The organism is Gammaproteobacteria bacterium (genome assembly GCA_019748175.1).
In the GTDB taxonomy this organism is placed as follows: domain Bacteria; phylum Pseudomonadota; class Gammaproteobacteria; order JAIEPX01; family JAIEPX01; genus JAIEPX01.
Genome location: JAIEPX010000003.1, coordinates 100,091 through 120,738 on the forward strand (window position 1 = coordinate 100,091; position 20,648 = coordinate 120,738).

15 protein-coding genes are annotated in these 20,648 nt (G+C 37.9%); 6 read left to right on the forward strand and 9 right to left on the reverse strand.

Annotated elements, in window-relative coordinates:
• Window positions 1–5: 5 nt before the first annotated feature.
• From atpE to tenA, 4 genes are read right to left on the reverse strand one after another with little or no spacing between them, the layout of a single operon-like run.
• Window positions 6–299: a F0F1 ATP synthase subunit C gene (gene atpE / locus K2X50_01565; GenBank protein MBX9585922.1), complete on the reverse strand. Its 294-nt coding sequence runs from the start codon at window positions 297–299 to the stop codon at window positions 6–8.
• 21 nt (window positions 300–320) lie between these two features.
• The gene (atpB, locus tag K2X50_01570) at window positions 321–1,118 is read right to left on the reverse strand and encodes a F0F1 ATP synthase subunit A (GenBank protein MBX9585923.1); all 798 of its coding nucleotides are present in this window, start codon (window positions 1,116–1,118) and stop codon (window positions 321–323) included.
• A 2-nt stretch (window positions 1,119–1,120) separates the two neighbouring features.
• Complete coding sequence (locus K2X50_01575; GenBank protein MBX9585924.1) at window positions 1,121–1,522, reverse strand: ATP synthase subunit I; 402 nt, start codon at window positions 1,520–1,522, stop codon at window positions 1,121–1,123.
• Window positions 1,523–1,576: 54 nt separating this feature from the next.
• Window positions 1,577–2,251, reverse strand: coding sequence for a thiaminase II (tenA, locus tag K2X50_01580; protein ID MBX9585925.1), 675 nt, complete (start codon window positions 2,249–2,251; stop codon window positions 1,577–1,579).
• A gap of 190 nt (window positions 2,252–2,441) precedes the next feature.
• Between tenA and K2X50_01585 the strand changes: the two genes are divergently transcribed.
• A complete protein-coding gene (locus K2X50_01585; protein ID MBX9585926.1) occupies window positions 2,442–2,870 on the forward strand; it encodes a hypothetical protein in 429 nt (142 codons plus the stop codon).
• Between the two features lie 74 nt (window positions 2,871–2,944).
• Entirely contained in the window at window positions 2,945–3,973 is a 1,029-nt protein-coding gene (locus K2X50_01590) for a fructose-bisphosphate aldolase class I (protein MBX9585927.1), read from the forward strand.
• Window positions 3,974–4,156: 183 nt separating this feature from the next.
• On the opposite strand, the gene K2X50_01595 is transcribed toward K2X50_01590, so the two are convergent.
• Both K2X50_01595 and K2X50_01600 read right to left on the reverse strand, forming a co-directional pair.
• Window positions 4,157–4,810, reverse strand: a complete 654-nt coding sequence (locus K2X50_01595) for a TenA family protein (protein MBX9585928.1) — start codon at window positions 4,808–4,810, stop codon at window positions 4,157–4,159.
• Window positions 4,811–4,903: 93 nt separating this feature from the next.
• Entirely contained in the window at window positions 4,904–6,301 is a 1,398-nt protein-coding gene (locus tag K2X50_01600; protein MBX9585929.1) for an anhydro-N-acetylmuramic acid kinase, read from the reverse strand.
• Window positions 6,302–6,571: 270 nt separating this feature from the next.
• On the opposite strand from K2X50_01600, the gene K2X50_01605 reads away from it, so the two are divergent.
• Window positions 6,572–7,510, forward strand: coding sequence for a S49 family peptidase (locus K2X50_01605; protein MBX9585930.1), 939 nt, complete (start codon window positions 6,572–6,574; stop codon window positions 7,508–7,510).
• A gap of 12 nt (window positions 7,511–7,522) precedes the next feature.
• Window positions 7,523–9,769: a hypothetical protein gene (locus K2X50_01610; GenBank protein MBX9585931.1), complete on the forward strand. Its 2,247-nt coding sequence runs from the start codon at window positions 7,523–7,525 to the stop codon at window positions 9,767–9,769.
• A 17-nt stretch (window positions 9,770–9,786) separates the two neighbouring features.
• Here the strand turns inward: K2X50_01610 and K2X50_01615 are convergent, their stop codons facing one another.
• The 3 genes from K2X50_01615 to rsmG are packed head-to-tail and all read right to left on the reverse strand — an operon-like array spanning window position 9,787 to window position 12,079.
• A complete protein-coding gene (locus K2X50_01615; protein ID MBX9585932.1) occupies window positions 9,787–10,677 on the reverse strand; it encodes a ParB/RepB/Spo0J family partition protein in 891 nt (296 codons plus the stop codon).
• Between the two features lie 20 nt (window positions 10,678–10,697).
• Window positions 10,698–11,504: an AAA family ATPase gene (locus tag K2X50_01620; GenBank protein ID MBX9585933.1), complete on the reverse strand. Its 807-nt coding sequence runs from the start codon at window positions 11,502–11,504 to the stop codon at window positions 10,698–10,700.
• On the reverse strand, window positions 11,501–12,079 hold the full coding sequence (gene rsmG / locus K2X50_01625) for a 16S rRNA (guanine(527)-N(7))-methyltransferase RsmG (protein MBX9585934.1): 579 nt from the start codon (window positions 12,077–12,079) through the stop codon (window positions 11,501–11,503). Before rsmG ends, K2X50_01620 begins: the two co-directional genes overlap by 4 nt.
• Before the next feature lie 249 nt (window positions 12,080–12,328).
• Between rsmG and K2X50_01630 the strand changes: the two genes are divergently transcribed.
• Together K2X50_01630 and K2X50_01635 are read left to right on the forward strand one after the other, a co-directional pair.
• Window positions 12,329–15,814, forward strand: coding sequence for a hypothetical protein (locus K2X50_01630; GenBank protein MBX9585935.1), 3,486 nt, complete (start codon window positions 12,329–12,331; stop codon window positions 15,812–15,814).
• A complete protein-coding gene (locus K2X50_01635; protein ID MBX9585936.1) occupies window positions 15,811–20,640 on the forward strand; it encodes a hypothetical protein in 4,830 nt (1,609 codons plus the stop codon). The genes K2X50_01630 and K2X50_01635 overlap by 4 nt, the downstream gene beginning before the upstream one ends.
• Window positions 20,641–20,648 lie beyond the last annotated feature (8 nt).

Below are 20,648 nucleotides of genomic sequence, written 5' to 3' on the forward strand. Positions count from 1 at the left end.
TAAACTTAACCGCCGGCTGCTTTAGGTGCGAATTCCATTAATGTAGCAAGGAATGGGCTCTTTACTGTGAACCAAAGCGCCAAACCGATACCAATCATTGACACCGCGTCCAAAAGACCCGCAACGATGAACATTTTCACTTGGAGCATAGGAACCATCTCAGGCTGACGAGCAGACCCTTCAAGAAACTTACCACCTAATAAACCAAATCCGATAGCGGTACCTAACGCACCCATACCAATCATGATGCCCACAGCGATTGCTGTCATACCTTGTAAATGTGCTACTAAATTATCCATTGTTGCTCCTTTTTAAAAATGTTAATGATCTTCGCATGCTAAGCTCAGATACACAATTGTCAATACCATGAAAATAAAGGCTTGTAAGGTAATGATCAATATATGAAACAGCGCCCAAGGCAGGGCAAGGGGCCATTGCAGATACCAGGGAAGCAAGGCGATCAAAATGAAAATGAGTTCGCCTGCAAACATATTACCAAACAACCGGAGAGCCAGTGAAATCGGTCTGGCCAGTTCTTCGACCACACGCATGATGAAATTCACCGGAAAAAACCATATCCCAAAGGGCTTTGTGAAAAACTCTAAGAAAACGCCTTTGAGTCCTTTTACTTTAAAGCTGTAGAACAAAATCAGAAAGAAAACAGTGATCGACATCCCGAATGTCGTGGATAAATCTGTTGTGGGCACTACACGTAGATGCTGAACGCCTACAGCGCCTGCCGCACGAGGCAGGACATCCACGGGAATAAGATCCATCAAATTCATTAAAAAGACCCAGGTGAAAATCGTCAACGCCAGTGGAGCAATCAATATGCTACGACCATGAAAAGTGTCTTTTACTTGCTGGTCAACGAATCCGAAAATCACTTCGATAAAATTTTGAAGCTTGCCTGGTACGCCTGATGTCATAGACTTTGCCACTTTGCCAAATAGCAAAATCATAATTAGACCAAGGGTAACAGAAATAAGGAAAGTATCGACATTCAGCGTCCAAAATCCACCGCCTTCACCAAAAGTCATAGTTTTGACGTTGAACTGCAAATTTGTCAAATGATGCTGAATATACTCAGATGCTGTCAATGTATGTTGTTCAGTCATATTTACTCAACCGATCTCGTATTTCGAAAAAACCGTTGTATCATCACAAAAGCCGTTATCTGGGCCAAAATGAAGCCTATGAAGAAGGCTAACACGTCAACCGGCAGGGTCTTGAACACTATCACAATTAAGAACACAGTCAACAATAATTTGACTATTTCAGCCCTGTACATGCCACGAACGATCTGCTTCGCAGCTAATGCCCCCGTTGCCGTGAAAAATCGATGCGCAAAATACAGATGAGGGATGGCACAAGTCAATCCACCAACCCACACTGAAGCGCCTGAACGAAATCCCCATACAAGCCAAATTATGAGCCCAAATACTAATGCTATCCCAACCTGGAAGACCATAAAGTAATAGGCCTGCCGCTGATAATGATCTGTTATGTGCCGTAACTCCACTTACTAACCTCACTCATAAAACGTCCGGCAGTATAGCGATATGAGTATTGAGATTCAACTCGTAGTGACGGTGTTTAGGGCGATTTCATCGAAGACGTTTTGATAGTAAGCGTCATTCCAAAAATGCCACTCTAGCACTGTTGTGTTATAAAAGGCTTCGTACATCCTTTCTCGAATCTCTGGAGTTGTTTTTGTAGCTAAAGCATCGAAAATCCTGATAACTTCGCTCACTGTCTTTGAAAAACCATCGCTTGCGTAGGTTTCTATCCAGCGGGAATAAGGATTGTTCGATGCTGAATTTTTTGCAATGGCCAAACCCACTTCACGATAAACCCAAAAACACGGCAATACTGCTGCCACCCCGACTTCAACGGGTTCCAATGAGCAAACTCGAAGAAGGTAACTGGTGTAACTCAGTGTGGCCGGCGTGATTTTTCCTGTGCTTGTAAAATTGTATATTTTTCTAAAATACTCATGCACAATTTCTTGCTCTTCCTTGATTGTATTACTCGCAAATTGCAAAAAAGGCAGAATAAATTCTGCAGAAATCTTTGTGGCAATGATAGCGTGACTCATTGCAAAATCTTGCAAGAATCGACTGTCTTGCTCAATATAAAAAGCGAATTTGTCTTCGCTAAGTGCCCCTAATGCCAATTCTTGGTTGAACGGATGCTCCATAATGGCATCGATGACCGGACTTACTTTTTCCCATACTTGTTTTGAATACACCTAATCGTCCCTCAGCTTTAATAGGGGTGCATAGTATCAGAGCAAAGGAATGACGATCAAGAATGTTCTGAGGGGATTGTGGAGGCTAGATATGACATTTTCATTGATTTCACCTGGTCATTCAGTATAAAATCATAGCGTATTTGTGCATGTGTCATATTTATAGATCAACTTACTGGAGAAATATCCTATGAAAAAACAATTAATCACTATAGCCCTATGCTCTACTTTTGCCATTCCTGCTATTGCATCAACAGCGAAACCCTTCAGCATCTCTAATCATTCTGATAAAGCAATGCTAACCGGCGTTATTTCTGATGCCAAAATAGATCTGTCAGGCACCGTTTTTGGAATGTCCCCATTGAGCAAAGGCCAAAGCTGGTCAAGCACTGTCACAGTCAACTCTCCATCAGAACTCGCTGTTGCTGTTGTTGAAGATGATGGATTCGGCTTAACTGATATTTTTGATCAAACTGCTGATGTCAAAGCAGTATGCTGGGTCTCTGCAAATATGATTGATGATAGCAACGGTGTTTTTCATAATGCTATCGTTACTAATATTAGTCGAAAGCATAATTGCACTATCAGCAGCGACGAAAAATCGTTGGAAATTAATTAATTTAGCGGATCGCGTTTTCACTATGTTAACGCGATCTTCTTGTTTTCATCACTTACTTCTCAGGGAATTTTGACATGACGACCATTCAAGCTGAGTTACAAAAAACGATTAATGATTTAGTTCTTCCTGGAAAAGGCATTTTAGCAGCCGACGAAAGCACCAGCACAATCACTAAACGTTTTGACGCAAAAAAAATTCCGTGCTCTGAAGATACTCGATTAGCGTATCGACATATGTTATTCAACACTGACAATTTAAATAATTACATCAGTGGCGTTATTTTATATGAGGAAACACTAGGTCAATCAACAAACGGGCTCTCTCTGCCCGCATTATTAGCTTCAAAAAATATCGTTCCCGGAATTAAAGTCGATAAAGGCTTAGTGCCATTGGCAAACAGTCAAAATGAAAAAACTACTCAAGGCTGGGATAATTTACATGAACGATTACAAGAATATAAAAAGCAAGGCGCGCGTTTTGCAAAATGGCGGGCTGTTTACACTATTAGCGACATCTGCCCTTCTTATGTTGCCATTCATTCGAATGCTGACGGCCTAGCTCGTTATGCTGCTATTTGCCAAGAAAACGGCATAGTACCAATTGTTGAACCAGAATTATTAATGGATGGTGATCATTCAATTGAGCACTGCTCTAAAGTCACTCAGTGGGCACTCTACGAAGTTTTTAATGCGCTGTTTATCTATGGTGTAAAACTTGAATATATTATTTTAAAACCCAGCATGGTTATAGCCGGAAATAAACACGCACAACAATCAACCGCAGCACAAGTGGCACATGAAACTATGGCAGTACTAAAACGAACAGTTCCTTCAGCAGTGCCCAGCATTAATTTTTTATCAGGCGGCCAAACACCCCAACAAGCCACTGCCAATTTAGATGCTATGAATAAATTGGGCCCACATCCCTGGCATCTCAGTTTTTCTTATGGTAGAGCACTACAAGAACCCGCATTAAACAGCTGGGAAGGAAAATCAGATAATATTCAGATGAGTCAAAATGCACTTTTGATGCGAGCGAAATTAAATTCCGCTGCAACAAATGGCGAATACAATGCAGCTATGGAAAAAGAAGCGCAAGTTTAGAAAAATTATTTAGCTAAACTTTGAACCCTTTGCCTGAATGGCTAAAACGTTCAGATTTTGTCCAGATTGGGTGAAAAAATGGATTTTAAAACCGGAGTTTACTCTTGATAAACGATGATTTTAAAATCCATTTTTTCGCCCAATCTAGGTATAATATGGACGTTTCCATCAAGAGGTAAATAGCTAGACTTTTTCGAAGATGATGGCTTCGTATACATCGTTCCAAAAATGCCACTCAAGCATTGCGCTTTTACAAAAAGCTTCTAACATTTTTTTGCGGTTTTCTTCTGTTGTATTTTCTGCTAAGGCATCAAAAATAGCGATTACAGTTTTAACTTCTGCATCAAATTCTTTTGTCGTGAATCTTTCAATCCACGATAGATAAGGATTATTTGCGGATACTGATTGAGAAAGATTAACATTACTCTCGTAATACACCCAATAGCTGGGCAGAATGGCAGCCACCGCTACTTCAACTGGATCCACTGCAGAAGTGCGCCATAAATAACTCGTATAACTGAGCGTGGCACGAGATAGCTTATGATTTTTTTTACATTCTTCTGTATCAATACGGTATTGTTTTGAAATTGCTTCAGAATCTAGAGAAACGCTATGTGCAAGTTCCAAAAAGGTGTTCGAATGTTCGGGTTGGATTTTTGAAGCAATTAGCGCGAGGCAGCCTGACAGCTCATTAAGAAAAAGGATATCCTGTTCTATATAATAAATGAACTTTTCTTGACTCAATGTTCCTTTCATCAATTCTTGATTAAACGGATGTTGAATTACTGCTTTGTAAATTGGGGCCACTTTTTCCCAAGCTTTGGCGGAATACTTCATTACCACTCCACTTTATATTAGATTAGGAAGTTAAGTTCAGGTTAAATCAACGGTTAGACTTTGTCAATTTATATGAGAAAGTTTGGTTTACTGTCAATCTAGATTCTGCCTTGAGAGTGAAGGTTTAACGCCATCACTCTTCACTTGATACCCCTGCAACACAGCCGAATTTAGCTTTAAAAGGTTATTCACTGCGGGCGTTGATCCGACTAATGGAACATGGGCATGGCCTCCTGACATGGGTATGGGAACTTGCGTAGTGCCGAATACGCTTAATGGTTTATTTTGTAAACTACGCACTGCAAAATACGCGAAAATTTGTGCTTCCATTGCTTGACTGTTCCAACCCATTTCGTCAGCGTGTTGTATGCTAACACTCTCTCCCAATTTATTTTTTAAAGACCGCTGAAACTCCCTAACAATAACGGGATTCTTCCATCCACCACCTGCCAATATCCATTGAAAAGGCAATGGTGTTCGTACTAAATCAAGACTTTTAACAATCATTCTCGCCGTGAACGCTTCTAATGTTGCGCAAGCATCTTCAAGTGATAAAGCTTCCAATTCAGGAATGAGTTGCATTTCACCTACATCCAATGATTTAGGAGGCTGCAATAAAAAATAATTCTGATTCTGTTGATGAGTGGATTTTGCGTACAATAACTCGATCATTTTTTCATTAATTGTTCCACGCAAACCATATTGTCCATTGATGTCCATATTTTCTTGTCCGCTTGTGCGTAATCTTACCAGACGATCAATTAAATTGTTTCCAGGGCCCGTATCAAAAGCCAGCAAATCATTTTCATTTTTTCCACTGATCAAAGTGATATTAGAAATTCCACCGCAATTGACGAAAGCAATAGGCATTTTATTATCTCTCACAGCCAATGCATGATGATAAAGCGGTGCAAATGGGGCACCTAATCCACCCGCAGCAATATCACATCGACGAAAATCATTAACCACCGTAATATTAACTTGATTCGCCAATTGTTGACCATTACCTACAATAATCGATACTTTTCTTTTTGGTTGATGGAACATACATTGTCCGTGATATCCTACAACATCAATTTGAGTTGAATCGTATCCTAATTCAGCAATTAATTGATGAACAAGATGACCATTTAATTGCGTTGAATAATTGATAATAGCATCGAGAGTAATCGGAAGGTGGTTTGATTTTTCGCCATGTAGATATGCTGCAAAATCTTTGAGCATGTCATCACTATTTTTCGAAGTGATATTGAGTTCGTGCGTTAAAAATTCTGTTATTGATTCTTGAAAATAGGTTCCTGATTCAGTCAAATTTCCCTGATATTTTCGAATGACAAATTCTGCCATTTTCAACAGTAATTTAAATTCATCGGAGTAGGGGAGAGTAGCGTGCCCTCTTTCGATCAAGAGCGCTGGAGTTCCGTCAGTTTCCAGTAATGCAGCATCGATCCCATCCATCGATGTGCCGCTCATTAGACCTATACTTAGCATACTTTCACCTTGTCTCATACGTTGTAATAATGAAACAGGCAACATTATACAGCACTTTTCCCTTGGATTACAGAATACAAGATGTCAGAAGATTTTCCTTTCGCGATGAGGGATTTTAAAATCAACAGCCCTAAATACAGGGCATTGAGTGATCTAAAATCCCAAAATCCTTAACCGGGAGATGCTGGCAACCAAAGTCCAACCTGGATAGTGCACACCTAATCTGCTAGACTCAGGGACCTGATTACAAGCCGTTAGAGAGGGCCCACAATGAATGAACAACCTACTGATAGTATAATTCAAGATTTACTGCAAGATCGCAAAAGAGAGCGTTTTTGGCGTAATCTACGTTTTGGTTTGGGGCTAGTTTTTACACTAATATTGATACTGTCTTTTATTGGTCTTGCCATTTCCAGCAATATTGATGATGATCGATTTGACCATAGCAAACCTTATGTTGCACTCGTAAAGTTGGATGGCGAAATACTTCCTGAAGCTGCTTTTTCGGCAAGACGAGCAATACCTCAAATTCAAAAGGCATTTAAAGACAAAGAGGCACGTGCGGTCATTTTGTTAATTGATTCACCGGGCGGGACTCCCGTGAACGCTTCAGAGATTTACAAGGAAATTCTTCGACAAAAAAAATTACACCCTAAAACAGAGGTCATCGCTGTTGGTGGAGAAATGCTCACTTCAGCAGCTTATTTAGTCGCCGTTGCTGCAGATGTTATTTACGTAAACCAAAATACTATCACTGGATCTATTGGTGTGCTCAATTCGGGCTTTGATTTTTCTAATGCCATTAAAAAAGTGGGTATAGAACGTCGTGTATTTACAGCGGGTGTACACAAAGATCGATTCGATCCCTTTAAACCATTAGCACCTGAAGATGAAACGAAAATTCATCAGGTTCTATCGATTGTACACTCGCATTTTATCGACGATGTTAAAGCGACACGCGGTAAAAAACTTAAAGGTGATGTTAACGAGCTTTTTTCGGGTGATTTTTGGACAGGCTCTGAAGCTGTTGATTTAGGGCTCGTAGATGGTATTGCCGACCTAGAAGATGTTTTAAACAAATTGAAAGTCGACCAATATAAATCATTTACTCCCAAAGAGTCATTCATGAAACAGCTTATACATGAAGTTGGTGAAGAAACATCCTTTCGATTACAAAATAATCAAAAAAGAATTTTATCTGAATTTTAAAAGAGACTGTAAATGAAAAGAGCCTCAGAGCATTCCCTGTGGGAACTGATGTCAGTCAATCAATTTAAAACATTGGCTGATCAACATCAGTTGTCTTATTCTGACACAGATAACATTCTGTCTTCATTATCTACTGTATATGACGCTAATACTTTGTCAACTCGCCTTGATGCCTTGATTACGCTGACTAATTCATTAAAAAAATTCACTGGGAATCCTGCGATAGAAGAACTACATGATCAATGTCGAGATATCATGCGCTTGATTTTTAGAGGCCCCACTGATGCAGAGTTGCAATTATTACATACGGATCAAAAACAGCATACGCTAGATAAACCACTTCTTCGGCAATTAATCGATCAAGAATTACAAAAAAAAATTGAACATCGAGACAAAAGGCTCCCCTTTAAACCCGATTTTGTACACGATGCGCCAACAAAAGCGCCACTTCGTCAATTACTCGAGGACTTAGTCGACTGGAATAATGAGCAGGACCCCGAGATCAAGCGTGAAAAACTTGAAAAAGTCATGCGCTCATCTACAGTAAAAACCACCAAAATATTTAAACCCAAAATCATTTCTGAACAACTAACCCGTGAACGGCGAATGTTTATCATTTTTAGTGTTGCCCATCTTTTGAAACATCTTCTCGTTAAAGGAACTACCAAACTCGCGACTGAAGCTTATCAAGAAACAGATTTAATACGCCAAGTCAAAATTTACCGAGGCAAGGAACTTGAAGGAAAGCGATTACTGCCAATGGCAGAACATTTTTATCAATTGACACTTCAAGGCAATGATGATGATCGTTGTTTCAAAGTTTATCCATTTTCTACTGAAAAAATGTCTGCACATGGCACACATGTTGGTGAAGCTATTTTTGTTGCGACCACCTCGGGTGATTTTTTCGCAGACAGCACAGTTGATTCTAAAGAGCCGGGGAAAAGTGTTTTTCACTCAAGCTTAGATCGACATCCTTTTTTTGCTGGGCGACTTGCAACTGATGCAAAGGGAAAAGTTATTGGCTATGATAATCATACGGGTCATTTTTTACATAACGAAGACAATCTCTTGAATATGACACAACACTTTTGTGAGATAGGTTTACTCAGTGAAGACATTCTCGCTACACTTGTTATGCAGCGAAATATCCCATCCGATACTGAACAATTAGTGAGCTATATCAGAAAACTTCCTGGACACACTGAGCAGAAATCCTTAACTGACCCTGCTCCACTTAACGCCCGTTTTATTGATAACCTTAAAAGTGATCCTGTCAATTTAAACTCCTATTTTGCAACTAAAAAAGGGGGGCCTATAAAACGTAAAGAGGAACCTCTACCCGCAAAAGATAATCGAAATTCTGGCATCAGAAATGACTTTGAAAACATCGGAGTTAATCCAGTTAGCATGCTCTGTCAACAAGAATTAGAAGAAGCGCGTGAAAAAATTTGCTTAAAGTCACGTCTAAACCCTAAAAAACTCCAATTTGACTTTGTGAAAGACTTCCCAAAAGATGGCCAACTAAAAACAAATATGATTTATTTTTGCCCTGATATTAATTCGAAAGGTTTTTGTAACTTTCGGCTACGGCTAAACAAAAAATTAATTTATACAGGAAAAATCGCATATTCCAAGGTTCATAAGGCAAAAACTGATGTTTTAGCTAAACTGAGAGGTGCATTACTCTTCACCGATCAGAGACCGATATTTACCCCTGATGAAAGTCTTCTTCTTATTCAAGCAGCGATTAATCTACCAACATATGAACAATGTTTAATGCGGCCATTCTATTTCCTATTTCGTCATCGTTTTCCGAAAAATTCACCCAACCGCGTCAACCACGCGGCTGATCAAGAGACGATAAAGCAACCCGCTGATATCCTTTCTGAAATTTCTATGAATATCTCGCGAGACGCGTATAACGCGTTTTTAGACGAATTATCTCATCATGACAAAACACATCATTTATTAGATCCCCGCTTACAATCCAATAATTTGTTTTATGGAAAAATGTGCTTGTTTCGAACGAATAAAAGTACTGATAATACTAAATTTGACCCTGATAAGAAGGGGCGAGATTACTACCGTGTTTTACAGCCCCTACATGAGATTAATCATTTTAAACGCAAAGAAAAACCTAAACCAGTTCCTCAAAAAAGGCCCGCGACACAGCGGGCTGATGTGGAAATTGTAGACGATGATGAATTCGAAGGAACTTTGAGTTTAGTTCGCCAAACCACGCTCGTAGTTAAATAAAGTATCCTTCAAAAAAACTAGTCATCTTTTGTAAATCGCTGAACAATACCATCCAATTCATCCAGAGAATTATATTTAATGACTAACTTACCTTTGCCAGAAGCCTGATGATGAATCTGCACATCGGCAGATAATTTATCACTCAGGGTATTTTGCAAACGTTGGGTGTCTGGGTCCAATTTTTTGATTATTTCTGGACTATCGGATTGCTGCATTCTTCGTACAAAATTTTCTGTTTCTCTAACAGAAAAACCTTTGGTGACAATAATTTTTGCTGCCTTAATTTGTCCTTCTCGATCCAAAGCCAATAAAGCACGGCCATGTCCCATATCTAAATCACCGCGCTCAATCATCGTTTTAACATCACTGCTTAATTGCAGTAATCGCAATGAATTGGTAACCGCTGCTCGTGATTTTCCAACCGCTGTAGAGAGCTGTTGATGGGTTAACCCAAATTCATCTACAAGACGCTGCATTGCTTCAGCCTCTTCAATCGAATTCAGATCTTCTCGTTGAATATTTTCGATCAACGCCATGGCAATTGCAGATTCGTCTGACATTTCACGAACAATCACAGGAACTTCGCTCAAATTCGCAAGTTGCGCTGCACGCCAGCGACGTTCCCCTGCAATAATTTCATAACGATTGTGAGCGATTGCACGCACAACAATGGGCTGAATAATGCCTTGTGCTCGAATCGAATCCGCTAACTCTGCGAGGGCTTCAGGATCAAAGTCTTTTCGTGGTTGATATTTTCCTGTTTGTAAAAATTCTACCGGAAGTCGTCGTAATGTTTGGTCATTCACTTTAGATTCAGTCGTACTCAGTGTGCTATTCACACTGCTGAGCAATTCGTTTAGTCCTAAATCGTTAAGACCTCTTCCTAATCCGCGTTTTTTTACTTCCATCTTTCCCTTCTCCTAAAAAGTTATTCCATCTGCTCAGTTTCTCGAGCAGGTGTAACCATGGTTTCATTCGCCTGTCGTCTTAACAATTCTCCGGCTAATGCTAAATGTGCGGCTGCGCCTTGTGAGCGACTATCATAAACAAGTACTGGCAATCCATGACTCGGTGCTTCGGCTAATCGAACATTACGCGGAATTACCGTCTGGAATAATTTATCACCCAATACTTGATTTAATTGATCTGAAATTTCTTGCGTTAATCGATTGCGGCCATCATACATAGTGCGTAATAGGCCTTCTAGATGTAATTTTGGATTTGCCGATTGTTTTAAACGTTCAATTGTACTCAATAATGCTTTTAAACCTTCTAATGCATAATATTCGCATTGCATCGGAATCAAAATTGAATCCGCAGCAACTAAAGCATTCACTGTCAACATATTCAACGTTGGTGGGCAATCGATAATAATAAAATCATAGAGAGAACGAACAGGTTCGAGTGCTTTTGCCAAAGCATATTCTCGAGCGTTTTGCTGCAATAATCTAACTTCAGCAACAGTCAGTGATGAATTCGCTGGAAGCAAGTCGAAACTATGCGGCGTTTTTAAAATGGTGTTGGCGATTTCACATTCGCCTAGCAGCACTTCATTGGTGGAAAAATTAAAATCTTCAGAATGAATTCCACAACCCACTGTCGCATTTCCTTGCGGATCTAAATCAATTAAAAGCACATTACGTTTAGTTGCAGCAAGAGATGCGGTTAAATTCACACTTGTGGTGGTTTTTCCTACGCCTCCTTTTTGATTCGCAACAGCGATGACTTTACTCAATCTTTAATCCTCTTACTCAATCGCACAAGATGACGTTGTTCATCCAAACCCGGGACTCGATAGGAAATAATGTCACTTTCCAAACCGACGTGTTCGAGTTCTTCCTGAGGAAAATGGCCCTTCATAAGTAACCACTGTCCATTGGGACACAGCAAATGGTTAGTATGCTCCAGAATCTCGCTAATACTACCCACTGCTCGCGCCACTATACTATCAAAACACTGCTCTGTGACAAAGTTTTCTGCTCGATCTTCGACAAAAATGACATTGGGCAGTCTAAGTTCCAGATTGGCCTGTTGTAAAAACCGAATCTTTTTGCCATTACTATCGAGTAGACAATAACTACGTTCGGGATCGACTATAGCGAGAGGAATCCCAGGCAATCCAGCTCCAGTCCCAACATCTAGGACTCGCTTGCCTTGAAGATAGGGGAGGATAGCCAAGCTATCGAGAATGTGGCGGGTCACCATCTGCAAAGTGTCTCTTACAGCCGTGAGATTGTAGGCCTTATTCCACTTGGTAAGTAAGGCTAGATAACGTAGCAACTGCTCAGTTTGTGAAGGAATGACAGGCATCCCAAGGTCCTTAAGACCCTCAATAAGCCTGCTCTCAATACCCGTATTCAATACCTGTAATCCTGCTTAAAAGCGAGTTAAATGTGGATTGTGACCTGCAACAAGCCACAAATCAACCTGAGGCTTTAGCGGGACTATATAAACTGCCCAGCACAAAAGAGAAGTACTCAATGAAAGTCAGGAAACCCTTGATTTATACCATTAATTATGGTATAAATGTCCCTTAATACAATGAAATAGGCAATTTCAATGAAAGCACCAACGATAAAAGAAGAAGGGCCTTTTACCTATTTCTTCAAAAGTAGCCGTAGATTCAACGGAAAATATGCCCCGAATATTATTACTTTCGAATTTAAGGATGAACAAACTGCACTTTCATTTTTTAATGAAATAAAGCAAAGATTGCCCTTATTAAATACTGATTTTCCTAAACTTGATCATCTAACAGTACACCTCACAAAAGAAGAAAGCCTTTTCTTCTTACGTTTAGTCATGTCCGAAAGTGGTGTATTAAATCCTTCATTTCTGGACGATAGCTTGTTAAAAACATTACGCGCTGATGAATTTGATTTTAGTCATCACTTCATTTTGGGCATTATCCCTGGTGAAAAAAATGCACGGCGCTTACAAAATTTACGCCCTAATCAACGTAAAACTATCACCATTACACCAGATGGCACTATCACCTCAAGATCGAATAAAAAACCGATGTACACAGCAAAAGAGAAAGAAGGATTTTCACAAATACAATCCACCACTCTTATAGATCCTCATGCACTAAGTAGAGCTTTTGGTTTTAGTCGAAATTTACGTAATAGCAAGCTATACGGAATCATTACGCACACCGATGATGCATTGTTTAATCGTTTACTGACCAATGACAGCGGAACAGTCGTAAGAATATTTGATTTTAATTCAAAAGAATCCGCAGAAGCTTCTATAACATGGTTAAAAGAACGTTGTTATTCACCCAGCCAAATTAAAGAATTTAGAAAAGCGAATCAAGAAGCAAGGAAAAGCAATCCATACACTAACGAAGTTTTAGCTCGCATTCGGTTTAATCCGTACCGAAGCGTTGTTTGCATTTGTGCCGACACATTAGAAGCACGATTATTAGCTTATGATTTCGCCCAAGAAATCCTTGATCATTATAAAATTTATGCTGAACAAAATGGTTTAACTCTAAATCCTAATTTTAGAATCCCTATCATATTTTATATCGCCAATCAAAATTCTACCTCTTTTCACAGGCATATTATAAAACTCTACAGCGATGACATGCGGAAAAAAGATGAAGCCAAAGCCATCAGTATATACAATGATCCTGTCTCACGAGTTGAACATTATAAGAGAAATGATTTTGAATTTTTATTAGGGTTGCCTGAGGTTACACCTGAAATATTACTAGATGAATGCATGGGAAAACCGTTGGCCTATATCATGTTGGAAAAAGGCTACACCCGAATGCTCATGCGATTATTCAGAACAAAAGCGCAAGCCAGAGCCACTCAAGAAGCATCCTGCAAATCCTCATTACGAGTGACGGTGTTTGAGGCACTTATCAACTACCGTCCATATTTATTTAGTCAATATGATCCTATAATTTCGCGCCTTGTTTTAGCCGAACAATTTGATCTTGCAGATAGATTGATTACTGCAACTGGCTCTAAGAAAGAATTATTAGCCATAGAAAATCATGTTCTTGAAAAAGGAACTCCCCGACAAATAGCTTTTTTTGATCTTGAAACAATGATTTTAAAAGCGGCTAGACGGGGATTGTGGGTTACGGTGAAATTGTGTCTCAAAGAATTTACTAACACCAATATTAGCCAGAGCACATTAAAACAACTGTCATTAATTACTGGACAAAGCCTGGACTTTTGCACATCTGCATTCTTAGTTCAAACCCTACCAAAATCAACTGAAATCTTAAATAGGCACCTTTCTACCGCTACAAACACTGGAAACTGGGACCAAATTATTGAATTGGTCAAAAGCTCATACTCTCTTCTTGATCAACAGTTACTAGAAAATGCGTTTTTCGATGCAATTAAAAGAAAAAACAGTCGATTGCCTAAATTTTTACTGCAATTGAATATCAGGAATCATTCTGAAGATGAGAGATCGGGGCATAGAATATCCGGCTCTCTGTTTTATGCGCTGACTAACGGTCTTGTAGAATTAATTCCTGATCTCATTGAACTTGAAAGGAAATCACAGGATGAGTTTTCACCTGTTCGCTTTCTCGTAGCGCTTGAACTAGCCCATGAAATAGGAAATCCTGAAACTATTGCGCTTTTCGAAAAGAATAGTGATTTAGCGTGCGTCACAGATTCTGAGAATGTTAAAAAAGCGATCTGTTTTTTGGTGATCTCGTCGCTTTCTGATAATAACCCAGATCTTGCTGAAAAACGCTTATTACGACTATGTCACAAGTATGAATTCTTATCTTTACAAAATCGAAATATTTACGACGCTTTTAAAATAATTATTGGCCACTTAAATATGCTAGCGAAATCAGATTGGAATATTCATTCTGAATTCTTGATACCCTTTTTAACAAGTCTTTTTTTAAAGAATCAAGATACCGATAACCTCAGGGTTATAATTAATGACAATGATAATCAGCGCGGTCACATATTCTACGAGTCTCGAAACTCTGTATATAAAAGTTTATTATCACAGTTAACGCACCAAAATTTAGCTTTTATAAAAGGATTTATCGAAACATTCATTGGCCAATCTGTCGAAAAGTCTTATTCTTCGATGGACTGGAAAAAGCAAATGATAAGATCTTACGAAGATGCCACTCGCGGTGAAGAGCTAGATGAAGACAAAGCTTTCTTACTTTTCGACATGGGATTAGAATTATTAAAAGAAGATTTTTCTACTATATTTGAAGACGCAATAAAACGAAGGGGATTTAATTTAGCGAAATTCATCTTTGAGCATCCTAAGGTCGATGACGAAGTCAGGGATCAAATGATTGAGGTCTTAGTTAAATATCCAGATTCAATCAATCTTTTCGAAGCTCAATTAACAAATAAAGTTAAACCCTGTCACATCAAGCAGTTTTCTTCACTTTATCCCTTTGAAAAGGCAGCACAATTGGCCACTCTTTTAAGTCTTGTTGACCTAGATAAATACCGTCCAGAAGATTACTTATGGGAATTCTATTCAGCATTTACATTTAATTTATCGACTGATTTCATTGTAATGGACACTCTAAGTGAACTGTTAACTCCGTCGATGATGAGACATATGATGTTAATATTTGTAGTCTACATGTTTCGCGCTATCGACTTATTTCGCGACGAAATTGAAAAACCCATTGAATCATGCAAATGGCCAAAACTTACACAAGCTATAAAAACTAATGATCAGCTACAAAAGTTGTGTTTTTATCAAACAGAAAACTCTGCGCGATTAAATTCACATCATGCTGATATATTAGATACACTCAACACTTATTTTATAGACATTAATCAATTACCCTATCCTGAACTAACCAACACAACATTCTCAAGAGTAATACAATTATTTGATGGGACAGTAAGCAAAAATCGTTTAATACTGCCATTTTATGCAACTACAAAACCCGCACTCCCTGAATTTAACAAGCTAATTAATACTCTCATGCGTAGTCTTAATCAAAAAATAAAAAGTATTTCTTGCAAAATCACTAGTGGTTCTGAGAATAATTCAACTGTATCAAATGAAGTTAGAGTCCTATGAAAAGTAAAATTGCGAAATCAAATAATTTAATGAATAAGACTCAAGAATCATTTACAGACTATTTCAATGCTAGTAGGTCAGCTGAATTTATTTTCGGCGCAAAAACTACTACTATTTTACGATTCAAAAAACCTCATATCGCACAAGAATTTTTTGATTTCGTTAAAGAACGCTTACCTTTATTAAATACTGAGTTTCCAAAAATTGATGGTCTCGTTGTTTATATAACAGATGAACAATATTTCTATTGCAAACGCCAAGCCATGAGCGAAAGCGGCAATTTAACTACGGATTACATAAATGATTGTTTATTAAAAACACTCCGTGCTGACGAATTCGATTTTAGCCACCAATTTATTTTGGGCATCATCCCAGGTGAGAACAACTCCCGAAGACTTCACAATTTACGCCCATCTCAACGAAAACAATTTTTAATCGCGCCTGATGGCAGGATTAAACCAAGAGAAACCAAACAGCCAATGTATGCACCAAAAGAGAAAGCTGGATTTTCACAAACTCAATCAAATACCCTTTTAGATCCTAATGCGCTCAGTCGTGCTTTTGGATTTAGTATCTATCACCGAAATGAAAAATTATACGGAATAGTGACGCACACCCACGATTCACTTTTTAATAGGCTATTGACTGATGACTCAGGAACAGTGGCTAGAATATTCGATTACGATTCCACTGAACGCGCTCAAAGTAGTTTATCCTGGTTAAAAGGACGTCTCTATACAACCGATCAAATTGAAGAGTTCAAAAGAGCCAATAAAAAGGCCAGGATGTTGAATCCTCGTACTAATGAAGTATTAGCTCGAATTCGCTTTAATCCCTATCGAAGCGTTGTTAGTATTTGTTCGGATACACTAGAAGCACGGTTACTGGCTTATGATTTTGCTCAGGAATTACTTGAGCATTATAAGGATTATGCTGAAAAAAATAATCTCACTGTAAATCCTCATTTTAAAATTCCCATCATTTTCTATATTCGTAAAAATACATTTTCAGGGTTGTTTTCAAAAGTTTATCATGATATTAAACAATACACAGATCAAATGCGGAGAAGTGATGAAGAAGAATCCGTCAGAATTTATTCTAATTTAGAAGAAAGAATCGAGCACTATAGAAATTGTGATTTTGAATTTCTTTTGGGCCTACCTGAAATCACCTCCGAAATACTACTGGATACTTGCATGGGAGCGCCACTTGCCTATGTAATGCTCAATAATGGCTATACTCGGATGTTAATGCGATTATTAAAAGAACCTAAACTTCGAAACCATGTTTTTGATACACTGGACTCTCGAGACTTATTCAAGAAAAATGATCCAATTATTGCAAATTTAATTTTAGCAGAACAGTTTGACTTAGCAGACAAATTAATCACTGCCACTAATAGCGAAAAAAATAATATTCAAATTGTACGTTCTGAACATGTAAATCTTTTCGATCATCTACTCTATAAAGGTAATCCGCGTCAAATTCAATTCATGGGGCTGGATGAAATGCTTTTAGTAGCAGCTGAACAACACAAATGGGTTACTATTAAACTCTGTTTGAAAGAATTTACTACTACTATTAGTAAAGAAACATTATCTAAACTTTTTTCAAAAGCCTTATTTTATAAAAAAGCTTGCGAGTCTAAATTTATGTTTCAAATGGGTGCTGAAATCGACGAGATGATGACCGAATTTTTTAAAGCTGCTATTGAGCAAAAGCACTGGGAATATGTGGTATCATTTTTCTCAAATCCAGTTATCTTAGCGAATAAGCCCCTTCTAGGCAGAGCCTTAATGGGAGCAATAAAAGACAAGCAAGTTGAAACTGCCCGCACATTATTCAATGCAGGTGCCATACCTGAAAAAGATGAAAACCATACACACTTTATAGACAGTGTCCTTATTAAAGTGATTTTCATTAAGTTATTTGAACTAGTACCAGCCGCTATAGAGTTAGAGACAAAATACGACGATGAAGCTTTACAAATTCGATTCTGTGTTGCATTACAGCTAGCCAATGAATTACAGAATTCTACAATTATCACTTCACTAGACAGCTTTAAAGATCAGGTCAAAGATCTCAATACTAAGAATATCAAAATTGCTATCTGCTACTTGGTACTAGATGCGCTGTATGATGAGAATATTGAATTGGCGAAAACCCGTCTTATCAAACTCTGTCATCAGTATCAATTACTACCCACATATAATACCAATATTAGCGATGCGCTAAACATCGTTATGGAATATTATCCTGACGCTGCTACATCGCTTAATTTACAAGACGGTGGCTTCATATTTTATTTCTTTGTAGGGCATTACCTGAGTCAAAAAAATAGCGATAAATTGATTTTTCTAATTACTTCTATCGATTGCAAAAATAAATCCTCTTTTATATACCCCATTAAAGTCCATAATGCTGTCTATATGCAAATCATTAAATATCTATCAAGTGAGAATGTTGATATTATAAAAGACTTTGTAAATAAATATATAGAAAGTGAACTTGACCCTGATTTAAAATCAAAAAAAAGTAAAGACTGGAATTTTTGTCTCCAATCTTTTTTCTCCGAAGCACTTCGAAGTGAAGATAACTGTGAAGGAAAGATATTATTACTGCTTGAAATTTGGTTTCCATACTTTTACGGAGAGTGGGCTAATACCTATGAATCACTGCTCATAAAAGGATATCTCAAAGCGGCTGAGAGAGTAGTGACATATCCAAAAATCAAGGAAGTTGAATTAAACGAATGTGTAGGTGTTTTAATTCGTTATCCACGTGCACTTCAAGGTTTATCGAAAACCGTTCTCATTAATGTCAATCCCGAGCATATCAGAGAGTTATTATATAAACATTATGCGGCTGTGAAAAACCTTATTATGGCACTTCAGAAACTAGAGAGTGTAAATGACTACGCCACGCTAATCACTCAATTTTTTTATATTTCCATTGAGAGAAGACATTGGAAAGATATTGAATTATTTACCTCAATTCCTATTATCCTTAATAATAAAACGCTATTAGGAGTAGCTTTAAATGCTGCCATAGCATACAAAGAAATTGATACGGCTCGCTTCTTGATGGACAAAGGGGCCATGCCCGAAAAACGAAGTTACTATCCACACTTCATTGAAGGCGTGCTCTATCAGACCCTTGAAAATCGACTTTATGATTTGATACCAGACGCGATCGTCGCGGAATCGAAATACAATGATGAGTCTGTTCAAATCCGCTACATTGTCGCTTTGCAATTGTCTTATCAATTGGGTCACTCCCAAACCATTCGCCTCTTAGAAAATCTCAACAATAGAATCAGCAATCCAAATCCTCACGTGCTTAAAATTGCTATTTGTTACGTTTTTCTAAAAACTCTCTCATTCGAAAATACTCAATTAGCTGAAGAGCGTCTCATAAATCTTTGTCACCAGTATAAATTATTATCAAATGACAATAATAATATTGGAGATGCGATCGATTTGATCATAGAACATTTTAACGAAGTATCGGGTTCTATCCCACATGGAAAAATTATTTATAATCCTAACATTGTCTATTTATATATCGTTAAACATTGTCTTGATGAAAAGAATATCAACAAATTAATCTTCTTACTTACTTCTCCGAAAGGCCAATCTTCTGCCTATTTTTACTGCTTGCATTATCAAATATATACATCTCTTTTATCTCATTTATCCCAAGAAAACGTCACAACAGTCAAATCTTTTATTTGTGAATACATTAATAATGATAAGTACAATCAATACGAGTTTGATATAGTACACCGCTGGCAGTCAGATCTTAGACAATACTTTGGTTCGATTGTTTCACGAGAAGATTATAACGAAGATAATATTCTCCTGCTCTTTGATATTGGGCTTGTATTATCTGAAGATTGGCACTCTAAAGCATTAGCCTCATTCCTTAAAAAAGGGTTTTTAAAAGCGGCTTCAAAAATATTGGCTGATCCAAAATTGCGCGGTACTAATTTAAACGACTGTATTGATGTTTTAAAATATTACCCACAATATGTTCGGTTCCTAGCGCCATTTCTTTCAAACAGAATTATGCCTTTACATGTTAAGAAGCTCTGTTTCATGAAATCCACTCTTCGAGAGATACAAGTTACAAAAGAAGAAATTATAGCGTTGCTCAAACAATCCAAGAACGACCCCATTCACAATAATAGGCATTATTGGTATTTTTACTTTACTCTCGATTTTTCGACTTTAACTGAAACTCTGGAGATTGAAAAAGAACTAGCGAGATTACTAAAACCATCGATCATTAAACATATGATTCTTATCTACATAGTAGACAGATTTAGATGCTGTATAAAACCCTTTCATGATAATGTTTTGACCGATACTAGTGTTTGGCCCAATCTTACTGCGGTATTTAAATCTAATGTTTCTCTAATAGACTGCTCAATGCATACATTAATTGAAACGATCGATCCTCAACAAAGCGAAATTTTAGTCATTCTCAATAACTATTTCATAAACATCAATTCTATCCCTTCAGTCGTTCTCAATGAATATTTCATAGACATCAATGCAGTCCCTTCAGAAGAACAGATTGAAACGGCTTACACAAAAGTGATGGAATTATTTGAGCTTGCAACTCAATCCAATTCTGCTCCTACATCACCCTCTAGCTCAGATCAATTTGATTTTAATGCGAAATTTGCGACCTATATGAAAAGTTTGAATATTGAATTAGCAAAACATCACCAGGCAAATTGTCACACAGAACTCGTTTTGCCCACTTCAGAGGAAAACGCAGATAGTGATATCGAAGAACTCCCAGTGTATTATCTTCGTTGATAACACAT

What these genes read in the sequence shown, in the direction of transcription:
- atpB (MBX9585923.1), bottom strand. Translation starts at nt 1,118, where the DNA reads ATGACTGAACAACATACATTGACAGCATCTGAGTATATTCAGCATCAT.
- K2X50_01630 (MBX9585935.1), top strand. Translation starts at nt 12,329, where the DNA reads ATGAAAGCACCAACGATAAAAGAAGAAGGGCCTTTTACCTATTTCTTC.
- atpE (MBX9585922.1), bottom strand. Translation starts at nt 299, where the DNA reads ATGGATAATTTAGTAGCACATTTACAAGGTATGACAGCAATCGCTGTG.
- K2X50_01615 (MBX9585932.1), bottom strand. Translation starts at nt 10,677, where the DNA reads ATGGAAGTAAAAAAACGCGGATTAGGAAGAGGTCTTAACGATTTAGGA.
- K2X50_01590 (MBX9585927.1), top strand. Translation starts at nt 2,945, where the DNA reads ATGACGACCATTCAAGCTGAGTTACAAAAAACGATTAATGATTTAGTT.
- K2X50_01605 (MBX9585930.1), top strand. Translation starts at nt 6,572, where the DNA reads ATGAATGAACAACCTACTGATAGTATAATTCAAGATTTACTGCAAGAT.
- rsmG (MBX9585934.1), bottom strand. Translation starts at nt 12,079, where the DNA reads ATGCCTGTCATTCCTTCACAAACTGAGCAGTTGCTACGTTATCTAGCC.
- K2X50_01595 (MBX9585928.1), bottom strand. Translation starts at nt 4,810, where the DNA reads ATGAAGTATTCCGCCAAAGCTTGGGAAAAAGTGGCCCCAATTTACAAA.
- K2X50_01635 (MBX9585936.1), top strand. Translation starts at nt 15,811, where the DNA reads ATGAAAAGTAAAATTGCGAAATCAAATAATTTAATGAATAAGACTCAA.
- K2X50_01585 (MBX9585926.1), top strand. Translation starts at nt 2,442, where the DNA reads ATGAAAAAACAATTAATCACTATAGCCCTATGCTCTACTTTTGCCATT.
- K2X50_01610 (MBX9585931.1), top strand. Translation starts at nt 7,523, where the DNA reads ATGAAAAGAGCCTCAGAGCATTCCCTGTGGGAACTGATGTCAGTCAAT.
- K2X50_01600 (MBX9585929.1), bottom strand. Translation starts at nt 6,301, where the DNA reads ATGCTAAGTATAGGTCTAATGAGCGGCACATCGATGGATGGGATCGAT.